The organism is Hydrogenobacter subterraneus (assembly GCF_055390195.1).
Genome location: NZ_AP042473.1, coordinates 566,307 through 583,170, shown reverse-complemented (window position 1 = coordinate 583,170; position 16,864 = coordinate 566,307). Strand labels below are relative to the sequence as shown.

19 protein-coding genes and 1 tRNA gene are annotated in these 16,864 nt (G+C 43.3%); 8 read left to right on the top strand and 12 right to left on the bottom strand.

All coding sequences use genetic code 11. The features are described from left to right. Positions 1-15 precede the first annotated feature (15 nt). A complete protein-coding gene (tyrS, locus tag ACZ5GB_RS03305) occupies positions 16-1,209 on the top strand; it encodes a tyrosine--tRNA ligase (protein ID WP_464327558.1) in 1,194 nt (397 codons plus the stop codon). On the opposite strand, the gene ACZ5GB_RS03300 is transcribed toward tyrS, so the two are convergent. The 4 genes from ACZ5GB_RS03300 to rplS are packed head-to-tail and all read right to left on the bottom strand — an operon-like array spanning position 1,193 to position 3,259. Beyond that, positions 1,193-1,441, bottom strand: coding sequence for a hypothetical protein (locus tag ACZ5GB_RS03300; RefSeq protein WP_464327557.1), 249 nt, complete (start codon positions 1,439-1,441; stop codon positions 1,193-1,195). The two genes, tyrS and ACZ5GB_RS03300, sit on opposite strands and share 17 nt — an antisense overlap. Continuing rightward, a complete protein-coding gene (rsmH, locus tag ACZ5GB_RS03295; protein ID WP_464327556.1) occupies positions 1,438-2,292 on the bottom strand; it encodes a 16S rRNA (cytosine(1402)-N(4))-methyltransferase RsmH in 855 nt (284 codons plus the stop codon). The genes ACZ5GB_RS03300 and rsmH overlap by 4 nt, the downstream gene beginning before the upstream one ends. Next, the gene (locus ACZ5GB_RS03290; RefSeq protein WP_464327555.1) at positions 2,292-2,885 is read right to left on the bottom strand and encodes a ribonuclease HII; all 594 of its coding nucleotides are present in this window, start codon (positions 2,883-2,885) and stop codon (positions 2,292-2,294) included. Before ACZ5GB_RS03290 ends, rsmH begins: the two co-directional genes overlap by 1 nt. Then, positions 2,882-3,259 (bottom strand): 50S ribosomal protein L19, encoded by a 378-nt coding sequence (rplS, locus tag ACZ5GB_RS03285; RefSeq protein WP_464327554.1) that lies wholly within the window; start codon positions 3,257-3,259, stop codon positions 2,882-2,884. Before rplS ends, ACZ5GB_RS03290 begins: the two co-directional genes overlap by 4 nt. A gap of 388 nt (positions 3,260-3,647) precedes the next feature. Between rplS and ACZ5GB_RS03280 the strand changes: the two genes are divergently transcribed. Together ACZ5GB_RS03280 and ispD are read left to right on the top strand one after the other, a co-directional pair. Further along, entirely contained in the window at positions 3,648-4,028 is a 381-nt protein-coding gene (locus ACZ5GB_RS03280) for a hypothetical protein (RefSeq protein WP_464327553.1), read from the top strand. After that, positions 4,025-4,669, top strand: a complete 645-nt coding sequence (gene ispD, locus ACZ5GB_RS03275; RefSeq protein WP_464327552.1) for a 2-C-methyl-D-erythritol 4-phosphate cytidylyltransferase — start codon at positions 4,025-4,027, stop codon at positions 4,667-4,669. The genes ACZ5GB_RS03280 and ispD overlap by 4 nt, the downstream gene beginning before the upstream one ends. On the opposite strand, the gene ACZ5GB_RS03270 is transcribed toward ispD, so the two are convergent. Both ACZ5GB_RS03270 and ACZ5GB_RS03265 read right to left on the bottom strand, forming a co-directional pair. Beyond that, complete coding sequence (locus ACZ5GB_RS03270; protein ID WP_464327551.1) at positions 4,641-5,375, bottom strand: aminotransferase class IV; 735 nt, start codon at positions 5,373-5,375, stop codon at positions 4,641-4,643. The two genes, ispD and ACZ5GB_RS03270, sit on opposite strands and share 29 nt — an antisense overlap. Positions 5,376-5,380: 5 nt before the next feature. After that, complete coding sequence (locus tag ACZ5GB_RS03265) at positions 5,381-6,160, bottom strand: CsgG/HfaB family protein (RefSeq protein ID WP_464327550.1); 780 nt, start codon at positions 6,158-6,160, stop codon at positions 5,381-5,383. A gap of 199 nt (positions 6,161-6,359) precedes the next feature. Here ACZ5GB_RS03265 and ygfZ point away from each other — a divergent pair, with 199 nt between their 5' ends. Then, positions 6,360-7,244, top strand: a complete 885-nt coding sequence (ygfZ, locus tag ACZ5GB_RS03260) for a CAF17-like 4Fe-4S cluster assembly/insertion protein YgfZ (protein WP_464327549.1) — start codon at positions 6,360-6,362, stop codon at positions 7,242-7,244. On the opposite strand, the gene bioA is transcribed toward ygfZ, so the two are convergent. The 6 genes from bioA to ACZ5GB_RS03230 all read right to left on the bottom strand — a co-directional run bounded on the left by bioA (position 7,241) and on the right by ACZ5GB_RS03230 (position 13,611). Next, complete coding sequence (gene bioA / locus ACZ5GB_RS03255; RefSeq protein ID WP_464327548.1) at positions 7,241-8,581, bottom strand: adenosylmethionine--8-amino-7-oxononanoate transaminase; 1,341 nt, start codon at positions 8,579-8,581, stop codon at positions 7,241-7,243. The genes ygfZ and bioA overlap by 4 nt on opposite strands. After that, positions 8,582-9,250, bottom strand: coding sequence for a 16S rRNA (cytidine(1402)-2'-O)-methyltransferase (gene rsmI, locus ACZ5GB_RS03250; RefSeq protein WP_464327547.1), 669 nt, complete (start codon positions 9,248-9,250; stop codon positions 8,582-8,584). A 1-nt stretch (position 9,251) separates the two neighbouring features. Then, positions 9,252-10,046: a universal stress protein gene (locus ACZ5GB_RS03245; RefSeq protein WP_464327546.1), complete on the bottom strand. Its 795-nt coding sequence runs from the start codon at positions 10,044-10,046 to the stop codon at positions 9,252-9,254. Further along, positions 10,036-12,417, bottom strand: coding sequence for a DNA topoisomerase (ATP-hydrolyzing) subunit B (gyrB, locus tag ACZ5GB_RS03240; protein ID WP_464327545.1), 2,382 nt, complete (start codon positions 12,415-12,417; stop codon positions 10,036-10,038). The genes ACZ5GB_RS03245 and gyrB overlap by 11 nt, the downstream gene beginning before the upstream one ends. A 10-nt stretch (positions 12,418-12,427) precedes the next feature. Continuing rightward, a tRNA-Glu gene (locus ACZ5GB_RS03235) sits at positions 12,428-12,503 on the bottom strand. A gap of 40 nt (positions 12,504-12,543) precedes the next feature. Then, the gene (locus ACZ5GB_RS03230) at positions 12,544-13,611 is read right to left on the bottom strand and encodes a bis-aminopropyl spermidine synthase family protein (protein ID WP_464327544.1); all 1,068 of its coding nucleotides are present in this window, start codon (positions 13,609-13,611) and stop codon (positions 12,544-12,546) included. Between the two features lie 58 nt (positions 13,612-13,669). Here ACZ5GB_RS03230 and ACZ5GB_RS03225 point away from each other — a divergent pair, with 58 nt between their 5' ends. From ACZ5GB_RS03225 to coxB, 4 genes are all read left to right on the top strand, one after another. Continuing rightward, complete coding sequence (locus ACZ5GB_RS03225) at positions 13,670-14,314, top strand: hypothetical protein (RefSeq protein ID WP_464327543.1); 645 nt, start codon at positions 13,670-13,672, stop codon at positions 14,312-14,314. A 213-nt stretch (positions 14,315-14,527) separates the two neighbouring features. Beyond that, positions 14,528-15,304 carry a cytochrome c oxidase subunit 3 gene (locus ACZ5GB_RS03220; RefSeq protein WP_464327542.1) on the top strand — a complete coding sequence of 259 codons (777 nt, stop codon included), beginning with the start codon at positions 14,528-14,530 and terminating at the stop codon, positions 15,302-15,304. Between the two features lie 3 nt (positions 15,305-15,307). After that, positions 15,308-16,081, top strand: a complete 774-nt coding sequence (locus ACZ5GB_RS03215; RefSeq protein WP_464327541.1) for an SCO family protein — start codon at positions 15,308-15,310, stop codon at positions 16,079-16,081. Next, a complete protein-coding gene (gene coxB, locus ACZ5GB_RS03210) occupies positions 16,078-16,857 on the top strand; it encodes a cytochrome c oxidase subunit II (protein ID WP_464327540.1) in 780 nt (259 codons plus the stop codon). Before ACZ5GB_RS03215 ends, coxB begins: the two co-directional genes overlap by 4 nt. Positions 16,858-16,864: the final 7 nt, after the last annotated feature.

Sequence of the window (16,864 nt, the reverse complement as noted above, 5' to 3'; positions counted from 1 at the left end):
AATTTTAAATCCACCATGCTTAGTCCGGAAGAACAACTAAAGCTCATAAAACAAGGAACTGTAGAGATAATAGAGGAAGAGGAACTTTTAAAGAAGTTAAAGGAAGGAAGGCCTCTACGCATAAAGGCTGGCTTTGACCCCACCGCCCCAGACCTTCATTTGGGACACACGGTCCTTTTGCAAAAGCTCCGCCAATTTCAACAGCTTGGGCATGAGGTCTACTTTGTTATAGGCGACTTTACAGCCATGATAGGAGACCCAACGGGAAGGAGTGAGACAAGACCGCCACTAAGCAGGGAAGAGGTGCTTGAGAACGCAAAGACATACGAACATCAAGTCTTTAAGGTGCTTATACCAGAAAAGACAAACATCGTCTTTAACAGCACATGGCTCTCAAACCTTGGAACGGAGGGCATAATAAAGCTTGCCGGCCAATACACGGTGGCAAGGATGCTGGAAAGGGATGACTTTTCAAAGCGCTTTAAAGAGGGCATTCCAATTTACATACACGAGTTTTTATACCCATTGCTTCAAGGCTACGACAGTGTTTTCTTAAAGGCTGATGTGGAGCTTGGTGGCACAGACCAAAAGTTTAACCTACTTGTGGGAAGGGACCTCCAAAGGGCCTATGGACAAGAGCCTCAGGTGTGTATTACTTTGCCTTTGCTTGTGGGCCTTGACGGTGTAAGAAAGATGTCCAAATCCTACGGCAACTACATAGGCATAACGGAAAGGCCAGAGGATATGTTTGGAAAGGTTATGTCCATATCGGATGAACTCATGTGGGACTACTACTTGCTTTTGACAGACTACACTCAAGAGGAGATAGATGAGTTTAAGAAAAGCCTCCATCCTATGGAGGCAAAAAAGAGGCTTGCCCACTACATAGTCTCACGCTACCACTCTAAAGAAGAGGCGGACAGGGCCCTTGAGTTCTTTGAAAGGACCTTCTCAAAAAGGGAATTTCCAAAAGATGCACAGGTTATAGAGGTAAAAAGGGGCTACCGCCAAAAGGCCTATGAACTCCTTGTTGAACTTGGCATTGAACCTTCTAAAAACTCCGCAAGAAGGCTTATAGAAGGTGGAGGTCTCAAGATAAACGGAAGAAGGATAGAGGATCCAAACCAGGAGATAGAGGTTTTGGAAGAGCTTCAGATGCAAGTGGGTAAAAAGAGGTTCTACAGGATTGTCCCTACGGAGATGACTTGACTATTTTTACCTTGCTCCAGTCAATAGGCTCAAAGCCTATGGATTCGGCGTAGCTCTTTGCTGTCTTATAATTTATTAGCTCTTCTATCTGGGCCTTTAATTTTAAGGATTTTTCCTTTTCCCTCTTTAGCTCGGCAACCTTTTTAGCATAGTCCTTAGAGAGGTCTATGGTGTAAGCAGAGTATAAAAGGTTTATCCCTAAAAACATAAGGCTAAGCCAGAGGTATCTCATGGCTTTTCTCCCGCCCTCAGTTTTGCACTTCTGCTTGCTGGATTTTCCCTCACCTCTTCCATATTAGGGGTTATCGGCTTTTTTGTCAATACCTTTAGATGGTTTTTAATGAAATTTTTAACTATCCTGTCCTCAAGGGAGTGGAAGGATATGACCACAAGCCTACCGCCAGACTTTAAAAAATCAAGGGTTTTATGCAGGGCTGTGTTTAAAGCAGTTAGCTCTTGATTGACCTCTATCCTTATGGCTTGAAATACCCTTGTGGCAGGATGTATCCTCCCCCCTCTGTAGGGAAGAACGGAGGTTACTATCTTTACCAATTCTCCCGTTGTCTCTATGGGCTTTTTTGCCCTTGCAAGCACGATAGCCTTTGCCACCCTCTTGGCATATGGCTCCTCTCCATACTCTCTGAATATCCTCTCAAGCTCCCTCTCCGAGTAGGTGTTTACCACTTGGTAGGCTGTAAGCCTGTCCTCTGGGTTCATCCTCATGTCCAAAGGTTCATCCCTTTGAAAAGAAAACCCCCTTGGACTCCTTAGCTGTAGCATGGAGACCCCAAGGTCAAACAGAAAACCATCCACCTGAGAGACACCTTCCATACGGAGGACCTCATCAAGGTCTGAGAAGTTGGCATGGTAAAGGCTAAACCTACCCTCAAAGTCTTTTAGGTTTTCCTCCGCTATCTCAAGGGCATGGGGGTCTCTGTCTATGCCTATTAGGAAGGCTTTTGGATTCTTTTCAAGTATCTTCTTTGCGTGGCCTCCAAGGCCTACGGTGCAATCCACATAGAGTGTTCCACTGTTGCCCAAAAGAAGGTCTACCGCTGGTTCAAGCAATACGGGCACATGCATCAAAATAGGCTCATCTGTTTTATGGGTGAAAAGCTTTTCCTATGAATTGGGCTTTCTTTGTATAGGCTTAGGGCTTTTAGATGCTCTCTTGTAGCATAGCCCTTGTGCTTTGCAAAGTTATACTGGGGGTAGATTTTGTGGTAATGCTCCATTATTCTGTCTCTTAGGACCTTTGCCACCACACTGGCGCAGGCACAGCTAAGGCTTTTTTCATCACCTTTAACAAGGGCTATGCATTCATAGCCTTCCACAGGAAGATAATCACTTATTACCACATGGAAGTTATGCTTTAGGTCCTCTAATGCTCTCTTGAAGGCAATTTGGTTTGCCCTGAGTATGCCTACCCTGTCTATTAGGCTTGAATCAACCACAGCAGTGCCTATGGCCAAGGCCTTTGATTTTATGATCTCATAAGCCTCCTCCCTCTCCTTTTGGCTCATTCCCTTTGAATCCTTGTCTATAAAAGGTTCTGTAAAAGGTGGAAGGATCACAGCACAGGCCACTATAGGGCCTGCCAGAGGGCCCCTTCCAGCCTCATCCACTCCAGCCACAAGGAGGCCCTTCTCCCAATAAGGCTTCTCGTACTCTATCATCCCTTTTTCTTCAATTCCCAAGGCTTAATCTCTCTTATCTTGCCAACGGCCTCCTTACCCTTATACTTACGCAAGAAGTAAAGCCTTGCCCTTCTTACTTTTCCATACTTTACTATCTCTATCTTTTCAATGTTGGGGCTGTAGAAGGGGAAGGTCCTTTCAATACCCACACCATAGGATTCTTTCCTTACGGTAAAGGTCTTTCCTGCTCCGCTTCCCTTTATCCTTATAACTACACCTTCAAAGGGCTGAATCCTTTCCTTATCACCTTCCACAATTTTGTAATGCACTCTTATGGTATCGCCCACCTTAAAATTGTCATACTGCTTTTTAGGAAGGTATAAACTTTCCACCTTTTGAAGAAGACTGCTCATAACCAGACCTCCTTAAGAAATGAGATATGATATTATACCATAGAACATGGTGCATAAAAATTAGTATAGAGGGTGTTTCAAAAATAGTGAACTCTTAAAATACTCATATAATCTTTATCTCATGAGAATGGCTAATTTGGACATCTCCTACATCTACAAACCAGCCGAGTTATTCTACCAAAACCATCCACCAACCAAAACATCTAAAATGAGGTAGCGAGGCTTATGGTGTTGTGCATGTTTGTTTTATGGAATATGGGTAGATTGCAGGACTTGATAGGTGGTTATATTTTACTTTCTTTACAAGGCTGGTGTTTTATCTTGGGATTTTTGACACAGCCTCCCATTTGACTTTACATAAGTCCTATAACCTTGTAAAATATTCCCTATGAGTGTAAGACATCAAGTAAGGGCTTATGTAGAAAGGCTTTTTGAAGGTTTGAAGGAAAAGGTAGATAGCGATGAATATACAATATATTGTGTTTATTTGCCCGTATACGTGCAAAGGGAAAGCCTCCCAGCCAATCAGATAGATGTGGAAGAGTTTGAGTTTGTGGACCTTAGGGTAAATATAGGAGATGCAGAAAGCGAAAAAAAACTTTTGGATACGATAACAAGGGAAGCCCTGGAAAATGAAGTAAAGGGCTTATATCTTCTTGGCTTGGTGCTTGATAAGGGAGAAGGCTATGTATTTTCCTCAGAAAACCCTATAATGGAGGAGCTAAAGGAAGATATAATAGAGAAGATTGAAAGCTTGAAGGAAGAATGATAAGCCTTATTCTCCTTTCTGCGGGAGAAGGGAAAAGGTTTGGCGAGAAAAAACAGTTTAAGAACTTTTTAGGAAAGCCCCTTTTTATGCATTCCTTGGAAAAGACCCTTGGCAAGTTTGATGAAATAATTTTGGTGCTACCACCAGAGGATATGGAAAGATGGCACTTGCCACAGGGTGTAAAAAAGGTTCAAGGGGGTAAGGAAAGGCAGGATTCGGTCTTTAATGCCCTTCTTGAAGCCAATGGAGAGGTGGTAATTATCCATGATTGTGCCAGACCCTTTGCCAGCTTGGACCTCTTCTTTAAGGTTTCCAATCTTGGAGAATACCAAGGGAAGATCCCAGCCATTCCTGTAAGGGATACGATCAAAAGGGTATTACATGGTATAGTGGTTGAGACAGTGGATAGGTCAAACCTTTGGCTTTCTCAAACACCACAAGGCTTTGATAGAAAAGTGCTTCTTGAGTGCCATTTTAAAGGTAGGAATGAGGGCTTTTTTGCTACCGATGATGCCATGCTTCTTGAACATTACGGCTACAAAGTGGGTATAGTCCAAGGAGAAGCCACAAACATAAAGATAACCTACCAAGAGGATATGGTGCTTGCAGAAGCTATAGGAAAGATTTTAGGATACGGCTAACCTCTTCAAAGGCAAAAGTGTCAATTTTTAACCTTTTTCCTTCAAACTCTTCTACCACAGCACAAAGCATAAGGGAATTTAAAACCATTATACAGTCATAATCTTCCACACTACGCACATCTATATAAGCCTCCTCTATGGGAAGCTTCCTTCTGAGAAATTCAAGGGTGGTGCCCCACAAAAGCCCACAATCTTTTGCAGGCGTGTAAAGCTTAGAACCCTTTAGAAAAACCAAATTGGCCGTAGATGTTTCACATATATGCCCCCTTTCGTTTACTATGATCCCATCCCAAAAGCCCTTATTTTGGGCATGTCTTTTTACCAAAAGGTTAAAGAGGTAAGAGGTGCTTTTGTGCCTGCAGACAGGGTCGGAGGAGTGCCTTCCATGGGGAGAAAGGCAGAGCCTTACCCTTTCTGGTGTAGACTTTAATTCCTTTGTTATTATGAGTTTTCCATAGTCCTGAGGCCTGTCTGTAAGGTGGTCTCCACCTTTTGATATAAGCAAATATTTAACATAAAGTCCATCTCTTCCTTTTGTAGCCTCTTCTATGTCTTTTAAGAACTCTTCATAGCTTGGGTAAGGTATGCCAAAATACTTCGCGGAAGCCTCCAGCCTTTCGTAATGAAGCTTTAACTTTTCCTCTGGAGGCTTCCACCTTATAGTTTCAAAAAGCCCCTCGCCAAAAAGTAGGGTGCGATTGAGCATTAAAACTACTCGGAGGATTCCTGCTTTTGAGCTTCTTTCTTTGGAACCTCCACTTTTACCTCTTTTACCCTATCTGGTACTAAAAATTTAGCAATATCAAAAGAAGCTCTCATAATAATATCCCTTGCTACCTCTTCCATGGCTGTGCCAGAAAGACCACTCAAGGTTCCTCCAAAGCCTACACCGCTGGCATAACCAGCACCACCAAAGCCGTAAGAGGTCTTTCCAGCTTCTGCTGTATAGGTCTTGGTAAAAACCACTTCACCAGTTTCCACTTTTACCAACCTCACATCCATGGCAAGCTGTGCTGTTTGTTTTGTTACAGATATGGCGCTAAGGATGGGTATTATACCAAGCCCTAAGTTTCCACCTTTCCTCTCAAAGTTTATGGATGTTACATTAGCAAGCACAATGTAGTCTGCCGATTCGGCCTTCATAGTCTTACCGGCAAGGGCAAGCTCTTGCCTAATAGCCTCTAAAGCCTCCCTGTCAAAGATCTTAAAGCAACCAGTTTGGTTTAAAGCAGTATTAAACATATCCCTTAGACCATTACCAATGCCTTCAAAGTTAGGAACACCTGCAAGCTGAAGAAGTTGGAAGAGTCCTGGGCTTACATTAGCACCACTTTGTTGACAACCTGCTGCAGTACATCTCACATTACCCACAGTTAGCTTAATATTTGAAGGCACATCGCATTTAACCATAGACACCACTTGTCTTTCTTCCACCTTTGTTTCCCCAAAGGCTAAGCCTATTATAGCTATGGCTATGAGGCCTTTCTTCATAGGGACCCTCCTAGTAATTTTTGCTTCTTATTATACCATAAAATATTAAGAAAATCAAGCAGTTTAAGAAATTGTTCAAAATTCTATTCCTAATCCTAAACCATATGCGAGCATTCTTCTTATTCACCAAAGTCCTTCTCAAAGAGGAAATTTGTCCAAGCTCATACACATAAAGGCCTTTATGTATTAATCTTTAAATATGCATTGGATAAAGATAAAAAACAGCAAGATAAGAGTGTATGGAAAGGAAGGGAAGCTCCTTCCAAAGGGCATGGCAGAAGAGCATACAGCCTTTTTGCACAACCTTCTTAGCAACGATATAAAGGGTATGGCAAACTATACTATGACCTACAACCTTTGGTTAAGGCAGAATGGCTTTCCCATAGGCGAGTTTTATGTGCTAAAGCTTGGAAACAGCTACCTTCTTGATACGCCACTGGACAAGGACTTTGTGCTTGAAGAATTCAGTAGGTTAAAGCTCTCCATGAGGGTGTATTTTGAAGCCTTGGATATGGACCATGTCTTTGTCTTTGGAGAAGGCGCAAGGGATTTTATCCTTTCCAGCTTTGGTGTGGAGCTAAAAGAAGGGGAGGCGAAAGAATTAAACGGCATGCTCGTGGCAAGGAACGATATAAGGCTAAGGGAGGAAGGCTATGATATCATCGGAGAGAATTTAAACATTGACTTAAAGGAAGAGGAAGGAGTGAAGGAGGAAGATTTTGAGCATGAAAGAATTTTAAGGATGGTGCCAAGGCTTGGAAAGGAGTTAAAAGAGGGCTTTTCTCCTCTTGAGGCTTGTCTTTTGAAGTATGCCATAAGCCTCACAAAGGGCTGTTATGTGGGGCAAGAAGCCATAGCAAGGGTCCATTATAGAGGAAGGCCTGCAAGGACCTTGGCCCTATTTGAAGGAGAGGAACTTTCGGAGGGTCAAGTGATAAAGTCTGGTGAGAAGAAGGTGGGGATAATCACATCTGTTAGCCCGAAGGGCCATGTAGCCCTTGGATACATACTAAGGTCTAGCCTTCAAGCTCCCCTTAGCTTAGAAGATGGTAGAGAGATAAAACTCATTAAGACATGTGATTAGAGGCTTCCTATCGCCCACTTTAGGGTGTCTATCACATGGTCCATCTGGTCAAAGTCTATCACCAAGGGCATCATCAAAACCATCACATCACCAAGGGGTCTGAGAAAAACCCCTCTTTCTCTACACTTGTATGCCACTTTAAAGCCAGTTCTATCACCGTATGGGAACTTCTCTCCAGTCCTTTTGTCTTTTACCAGCTCTATGCCCACCATAAAGCCAAGCTGGCGCACATCTCCCACATGCTCAAGCTCCCAAAACTCTTCTAGCCTCTTTGTAAGGTGTTCTATCTTAGGCTTTAGCTTCTCCAAGGTCTTCTCTTCCTCAAAAACCTCAAGGTTGGCAAGGGCCACAGCGCAAGCCAAGTTGTTGCCCGTGTATGTATGGCCATGATAAAAGTGCTTTAGCTCCCCAAACTCTCCCAAGAAGGCGTTAAAGACTTCATCCGTTGTGAGTGTGACGGCGAGGGGAAGGTAGCCCCCCGTTATGCCTTTTCCAAGGCACATAAAGTCTGGGCTTACATCCTCTTGCTCACAGTAAAACATACTTCCAGTCCTTCCAAAACCCGTGGCCACCTCATCCACTATCATAAGCACTTTATACTTCTGTGTGAGTTCCCTCACGCCTTTTAAAAAGCCCTTTGGGAAGGGTAGCATGCCAGCGGCGGCCTGCACACCAGCCTCAAGGCTTACAGCCACAATATCATCCCTACTTTTGAGAATTTCTTCCAAAATGCTTAAAAGCTCCTCTTTACACTCATCGCACAGCCTTCCATACTTTTCCTTACAAAAGAGGTAAGGAGAAGGGAGCTTTATGGTTTCAAAGAGAAGGTCTTTGTATGTTCCGTGGAATAGGTCTATGCCACCAAGGCTTACCGCACCAAGTGTGTCTCCATGGTAGGCTTCCGAAAGGGTTATAAAGGCTTTCCTTTTCTCACCTTTATTTTTCCAATACTGGTAGGCAAGCTTTATGGCTATCTCTACAGCCTCCGCACCATCCTCCGAGTAGAAAACCTTTGTAAGGCCCTTGGGAGATATCTCCACAAGCCTCTTTGCCAAAAGGATGGCTGGCACGTTGGAGCTTCCAAGGGTTGTGGTATGTGCCACTTTTTTTAACTGTTCTACTATGGCTTGGTTTAGCTTGGGATGGTTGTGTCCATGCACGTTGCACCAGAGGGAAGATATGGCGTCTATGAATTTCCTTCCTTTTATGTCATAAAGGTATACACCTTCTCCCCTTTCAAAGATGAGGTTTTCCTCCTCCCTGTATACCTTCATCTGGGTGAAGGGATGCCAAAAGTATTCCTTGTCCCACTTTTCTAAAAGTTCGGGGTCTATCATCTACAGCCTCCAGAGTAAAACTATCTCCCCCTTTATCTCTGGCCTCTTTTGAAGGTCATCTAAAACATCTTTTAGCTTACCTCTTATGTATTCCTCATGCACCTTTGTTAATTCCCTTGCCACACAAACCTGCACTTCTTCACCATAGACCTTTTCCATGGCTTGAAGGCTCTTTATAAGCCTGTTGGGAGATTCAAAGGCTATTAGGGTTGTATCCGTATATGCCTTTACCTCCTCAAAGAACTTTTCTAAGCCTTTCCTTGGGAGGAAGCCCAAAAAGGCAAACCTGTCCGTTGGAAGGCCAGAGCCTACAAGGGCTGTAAGCACTGCGCTTGGGCCGGGTATTACCTCCACTGGAATGCCCTTTTCCACGCATGCCCTTATGAGCCTGTAGCCCGGGTCTGATATGGATGGCATGCCCGCATCACTTACAAGGGCCACATCTTCCTTTTCAAGCAATTTTAAAACCTTTGGCACCTGCACACTTTCTTTGGGTTCATAGTAGGATATGAGCTTTTTGTCCTTTATTTCATAGTGGTTCAAAAGTATAAGGGTTCTCCTTGTATCCTCACAGGCTATAAAGTTTACTTCCTTTAGCACTTCAAGGGCCCTTAAGGTTATGTCCTTTAGGTTCCCTATGGGTGTGGCTACTACATAAAGCTTGCCCATTTCACTTCACCAAAAGAAGGGGTATGTTTATATGGTGCATAACAAAGCTTGTAACGCTTCCCAAGAAAAGCTCCCTTACCCTTCCTTTTGAGTAGGCACCCATAAAAAGAAGGTCCACACCTTTCTCTTGGCAATGAACCACTATCTTCTCCTCTGGAATACCATCTTCTACCACCAGCTCTATACCTTCCGGTGCTTTTACACTCTCATTACCCACATACAAGGCATAAAGTTCAGCTCCATAAACCTTTGAAAGCTCCTTTGCCAAGTTTAATGCCTTCTTTGAAAGTTCTTCACCATCATAAGCCACACAAAACTTTTTAAGCTTCCTTTTTTCCTCTGGCACAAGCATAACCGGTGCCTTACTCCTTCTGGACACAACCTCCGCCGTAGAGCTTAAAAAAAGCCCCTTCACAGGCCTTCTTCCCTTCCTTCCTATTATGAGAAGGTCTTCTGGGTCTGCTTGGTTCACAAGCTCCTCGTAGGGTATACCTACCGTTTGAAAGGAGGAGACCTTTATCCCCTTTTGCCTTCCTTCCACAAGGAATTCCTCTATTAAAGCATTGGCCTGGTTTTCAAGAAAATCCTTCACCTTTTGGGATATGCCAAGATAGTATGTAAAGCCAAGCACTCCGGCCAAATCTTCAAGAAAGCTCTCCTCAAGAAGTCTGCTATCTATTATATGCACGCCCACCACCGGTATGGAAAGCTTTTGACCAAGTTCAAAGGCGTAATCTTTGGCGTTCCATCCTGCCTTTGAGCCGTCTATGCCTACCACAAGCCTTTTAAATATCAAGGTTTTTGACCTCCTTGGCGTAGGCCTCTATAAACTCTCTCCTTGGCTCTACCTCTTCTCCCATAAGAATGGAAAAGATCCGGTCCGCCTCTGCAGCGTCCTCTATGGTGACCTTCAAAAGCCTCCTTGTTTCTGGGTTCATGGTGGTTTCCCACAGCTGTTCTGGGTTCATCTCACCAAGACCCTTATACCTTTGTATTTCAAAGGATTCCTTTATAAGTTCCATAGCCTTGGAATAAAGCCCCTCCATACTTTCCACTTCCACAGACCTTTTCTCATGCACTATCTTTACAGGGAAGCACAAGGAAGTCCCTTCCAAAAGGGACCTATAAGATAGAGAGGATAAAAAGTCTGCGTCTATAATAACCTTTCTACCAGTTAATGGATCTTTGAATACAACTTCATAGGCGTCTTCAAGTTTATCATAATGAGTGTCTATGTGCATATTGGGAAGTAATTTTTCAAGATTTTCTATCTTTTTACTCAAGAGGGAAGAGTCTCTTAGGTCCTGCTCGGTAAATTTCACTTCAAGAAGTGCCTTTATAACATCTTCACCCTTTGTTTTTACCAAAGCCTTATAGTTTTCTTCAAGTTCCCTTATATTTTTAATGATCTTTGACAGTTCTTCACCTCTATATTCCAAACCCTTACAATCTATAAGAACAGCTTCATCCTCCAAAGTCTTCATTAACAAGGACTCCAATTCCCTATCGTCCTTTATGTATTGGACCTTTTTGCCCTTTTTAACCCTATATAAGGGTGGCTGGGCTATGTATAGGTGGCCCTCTTCTATGAGCTTCGGCATGTATCTATAAAAGAAGGTCAAAAGCAGGGTCCTTATATGGGAACCGTCCACGTCTGCGTCCGTCATAAGGATTATACGGTGGTATCTGAGCTTTGAAAGGTCAAGGTCCTCACCTATGCCACATCCCAAGGAGCTTACTATGGTCTTTATCTCCTCGTTGGAGAATACCTTATCAAGCCTTGCCTTTTCCACGTTAAGTATCTTACCCCTTAGTGGAAGTATGGCCTGCCTTCTTCTGTCTCTTCCTTGCTTTGCAGAACCACCTGCAGATTCGCCCTCCACTATGAATATCTCACAGAGGCTTGGGTCCTTTTCGGAACAGTCAGCCAACTTGCCTGGTAGGCTCAAATCCTCCAAAGGAGATTTTCTTCTAACAAGCTCTTTTGCCTTCTTTGCTGCCTCTCTTGCCAAGGCAGCCTCTATGGCCTTTTCCACTATTAGCCTAAAAACATCTCTGTTTTTATCAAAGTATTCGGAAAGGTATTCGTAAGTTATGGATTCTACAATGTTTTTCACATTTTGATTACCAAGCTTTGTCTTTGTTTGTCCCTCAAACTGTGGGTCTGGAACCTTACAAGATATCACAGCCACCAAACCTTCTCTTAAATCTTCTCCCGTAATTGTCTCTTTTAGCTCCTTTTGGAGTTTTATATTTGGAAGAACTCTCATAACAGCCTTGGTAAGGCCAGACCTAAATCCTGTTACGTGCGTTCCACCCTCCTGAGTTTTTATGTTATTAACAAAGCTTTCTATGGATTCCTTATAATCCTTGGTATAAGAGAAGGCAATATCCACATAAACCCCTTCCTTCTCTCCCTTTATCCTTATTATTTCATCAAATAGAGGCTCTTTCCCACCAAAAAGAAATTTAACAAGGTCCTCTATGCCTTTATCAAACTTAAAGGTAAGGTCCTTCCCACTCCTTTCATCAACAAGTCTAAAGGTGCATTCTGGATTAAGATAGGCAAGCTCCCTTATACGCCTTTCTACTATGTCAAACTTTATCTTTGTAGTCTCAAAGATCTCTGGGTCTGGTTTAAAGACCACTTTGGTACCACGTTTGGTGGTGTTTCCTATAACCTTTAGCTCATAAAGAGGTTCTCCCCTTTTATATTCCTGTTTGTATATCTTGCCATCCCTGTAGACCTCCACCATGAGCCATTCGGATAGGGCATTTACCACAGAGGCGCCAACACCATGAAGCCCGCCAGAATACTTATAAACCTTCTTGTCAAACTTACCTCCCGCCCCAAGCATGGTAAAGACCATCTGCACTGCTGGAATTCCCGTGTCTGGGTGTATGTCTACCGGTATACCCCTTCCATCATCCTCCACACTTACAGAACCATCTGCGTGAATTATTACAGTTATGTGGCTGGCATAGCCAGCCATATGCTCATCCACGGCGTTGTCAAGGATTTCCCAGATAAGATGATGTAGTCCCCTTTCCCCCACATCTCCTATGTACATAGAAGGCCTTAATCTTACGTGTTGAAGACCGGTTACGGCCTTTATGTCTGTGGCCTGATAATCTTCTTGGAAAGTTTTATTTCTTTTTTCACTCATGTTTGTAAAGCACCCCCAGCGGGATTCGAACCCGCGATCTCCGCCTTGAAAGGGCGGTGTCCTAGACCGGGCTAGACGATGGGGGCTAACTTCTTAATTAAGTATAGCATAAAAGATACCCTCATGTCAAGTGGTAGACCCTTCTTCATCAAGATAGAACACATCATCGGATATGGCCTCATTCCATCTCTTAAAACCAGGGAGTGCTTCTATCCTGTACCATGCGGACCTATACCACACACCTTTGGGTTGCCTTTTTACCGGTGCTACTTCTGCTGCCTTTGTTTCTGGATGATAGTCCCAAGTTATGTATGCGTTGAAATCTTGGACTATATCGGTTATAGCCACGCCAAACTCTGTAGTAAGGGCTATCTGAAAGTCCCTCCAACGGAAAACGGAAGAATCTCTTAAAGTAAGTCCAAAATACCCCACTCCGCCATCTTCTTTAAGTGTAGCAATACCTCTACCTATGAAGGCTCTAAAGGCTGGAAGGGTTTCTGGTGGGTCGGAAACAAATACATCATAATGTCCCAATATCTCCTCTGGGAAGGGGTTCCTTAGGTCCCAAACTCTTGCCTCTGCATTGTCTATGCCAAGTTCCTTAAAAATCCTGTTGTCAAAGTCTATAAGCCTTTTGTCTATGTCTATAACCAATACACTTCTTGCTTTTCTTGAAAGAGCAACTGCCAAACCGGTAAGGTCATCCTCTGCTCCAAGTACCAAAATATCCTTATTCCTAAGGTCTCCCCTTGAATCCATAAAAAGGACTCTTGCCACTGTGGTTTCTGGAGTAACAGAACCCTGATCGTAGTCCCTTATAGCCTTTGGTCTATCCTTTGTAACCTGCAAGAACTCTCTGTAAAACTCTATGTCTATATAAAAAGGTATGCCTCTACCTTCGCAGGCTTGGCATACATATTCCACATAGGGTTCTATGCCAAGCTCCCTTACAAGGTCAAACCCCTTTTGGGTTAGCCTTATGTTTTCCTCATCATCTATAAAGGCTATGCCTTTTTCTACCAGCGCCTTTACTATGCCCGAAGCGGCAGGCACAGGAAGGTCCGACATGTCCACAATTTCCCAAAAATCACCACTTTTTAATATGGCAGAAAGCACTCTTTCTACATTCTTTTTGTAAACTCTTACACCGCCTATTTCCCTTGCTCTGTTAGCAATCTCTACAAGAAGGCTCAATATGCCACCTCCTAAGGTAATTTAAGCCTTATAATTATATCACAAAAAAGGAGGAAAGATGAAAATACAGAAGCTTTTTAGAGAAGTACCCGCAGATATCAAAAGTTTGGAACCCTTTGCCAGCTGGCAAGAGCTTTCGCCAAAGTTTTCCACAGAGAAAGTAAATGACTGCTTTCTAATTGTGGCCCACATAGATGATGCGGACTTTGAACCACTTACAAGTATATTTCAAAGCAAAGAAGAGGCTATGGGAGCCTTTCTTACTCTTGCCATTGAACATGGATGGGAAGAAGTGCCAGAAAGTTATTGTATATACCACGCCCAAGAGGTTGAAGGGAAGCTTTTTGCAGGCCTTTTGTTTAACGGGAATATAAACATATACGAGCAGACAACTGTGGAACAGATGGTCCAAACAATGGCCAGGGTCCATAGGATAGTTGTGTATTCCTATGAAGTGGTAACCTACATAAAGGACATATACCCAGAGATAGACCAGAAGGTTTATAGTATAGCACGGGAAATAGGTAAAAGACTTGGCAAGGCACCGGAGTTAGAAGAGTTGGCAAAGATCTACGGTATGGAGATAAAAAGCCTGGAGGATAAGCTAAGATTAATAGAAAAACTTCTGGAAAATCCTGTAAGAACACCTTATGGAGAGGTAAGCTTACCATCCTTTAGTTATCCGCTTGTGGAATGTGAATAGTCTTGCTGATAAATGCTTTTTTGTGTTTGAAATGTCCTTGAACACCTAACCCGTACAGGCCTAAAGCCTACCACTACGTTATATTTTGGAAAATTAATGATTTAATAATCTTCAAACTTTTTAATCTTAAAACCTTATCAATTGATAACTCTTGACAAGAGGATAAAAATGATTTATATCATTTATACAGAAAATTTAAAAAGGAGGTGAAAAATGGCGCACGAGGGAACCCATGCGGCGCACCATGAGACCAGCGTATGGGCTCTGCCCGTAGGTCTATCAACCTTTTTCCTTGCTCTTGCAGCCATAGCATACTTTACCTGGAAGCTCCCCTTCTTAGCAGTTTTAAGCGGTGGAGTAGGGCTTGCACTCTTCGTTCTCGGCATTGCGGGATGGGCTAACGAGTACTTCTCCAAGGGTCATGATGAAGGGCTGGGCTTCCAGGGTATAGTCTGGTTTGTCTTTGCAGAAGTGGTCATATTCGGCACCATCTTTGCAGGCTTCTGGATGGCAAGGGTAACCCATGCGGATGTATGGGTAAGGGAGTGGATACCAGAGGGTGGAATGAATTTGGGTCTTGTAGCACTGCTAACCCTCATCCTTTGGACCTCAAGCTTTACCATATGGAAGGCAGAGCATAGCATTGAAGAAGGAGATTTGGGCGGTTATAGGATGTGGCTTTTGGCAACTATGATATTGGGAACTTTATTCCTTGTGCTACACGCCTGGGAGTGGATGCACCTTTGGCACAAGGGCTTTACCATTAGCTCTAACATGTATGGAACGGGATTTTACATGCTTACAGGCGTGCACGCCTCCCACGTGCTTGTTGGTTTGGGTATGCAACTTATCCTTTTAATCAACAGTGGAAAGGCTTTGGGTAAAAAGACACCCGCCAGGGCAGCAAGCTATTACTGGCACTTTGTAGACCTTGCATGGCTTTTGGTGGCAGGTACTGCCTACATAGTGGGTTCCTACGGTAAGTTTTAAGCCATGATGAAGGGGTTGGCCATCTTTCTCCTGTTTTGGGTCTTTGCCTTTGGCACACCACAGCCCAAAAACACTCCCAGCATGTTTGATGCAAGGATAATGCAAATAGAAGAAGAGAAGTACCTTGGCAACAAGGTGGCCAATGTGGTCTTTACCGCAGAAGACGGAAAATCCTATAATCTATACGAGTTTATAAAAGGTAAACCCACAGCCCTTATACTTGCTTACTATACATGTGATTCGGCATGTCCGCTAATAGTCAAATCCGCCTTGGAAGCCACAAAGAACATAGGAAAGGATGCGAACCTCCTTATCCTTTCCTTTGACAAAGAGGACACTCTTGAAGACATAAAAAGGTTTAAATCACAGCTTGGCATCTCCAACCCTAAATGGACTTTTGGTATTATGCAAGAGGACCAGATAAGGAAGCTCACTCAATCCCTTGGTTATAGGTTCTTCTACTCCCGCCAAGACAGGGTTTTTGTGCATCCCAATGTGGTCATATTCATAGCCCCAGACGGGAAGATTGTTCGCTATCTCTATGGCATATCTCCAAAGGAAAAGGATTTTCGCATAGCCCTCGCCGAAGCAGAAAGCTTTAGGATAACCAAAAACACCATTGTGGATGTGGCTTATATGGTGTGCTATAGGTATGACCCAAATACAGGAAAGTATGGTCTAAACCCCACAGTTATCTTTGGTTTTGGAGGTTTAATGCTTGCAAGCCTTACTTTGCTTCATGCCATAGTTAGAAGAAAGAAGGAGGTAGTAAGATGAAGAACCTGTTTGTTTTACTTTCCTTGGTTGGGATGGCTATGGCAAAAGAAGATATACTTGCCTATCCCAGAGCCTATTGGGAAAACTCTGTAACCGTATGGTTCTGGGTGGCTGTGGCTATCTACATAATAGTGGCCATTCCTTCCATATACTTTATGATCAAATACCGTTATAAACCAGGTGAAAATGAAGAGGGCGCTCACATTGAGGGCAACACAGCTATAGAAATAGTCTGGACCGTTATACCCACAATAATAGTACTTTTCCTTGGAACTTACTCCTTTGCTAACTTTGTCAAGCAAAGGAATGCACCAGAAGGCGCACTTGAGCTTAAGGTTACAGCTTTTATGTGGGGTTGGGAAATAGAGTATCCAAACGGAAAGAAGGTCTATACCTTCTTTAACCAAGTATCAGACCCAGAAAAGAATATGTATCTAACACCGGATAAGATTGATGATTCTGTAAAAGCCTACATACCAGTAGGCAAACCTGTAAAGGTTTACTGCACCTCAAGGGATGTTATCCACTCCTTCTTTGTTCATGAAGCAAGGGTAACGGAAGACTGCGTGCCCGGAAGGATTACAAGGCTTTGGTTCCAGTTTAATAAGCCAGGTGAGTATTGGGTGTTTTGTAGGGAATACTGTGGCACGTGGCATTCAAGGATGGCAAGCGTTCTAAAGGTGGTTTCAGAAGAGGAATTTAATAAGTGGCTTGGTGGCCAACAGGCCCAACAACCTGCTTCTGCAGAACAACCGGCACAGCCGGTTCAACAATAAAAAGGAG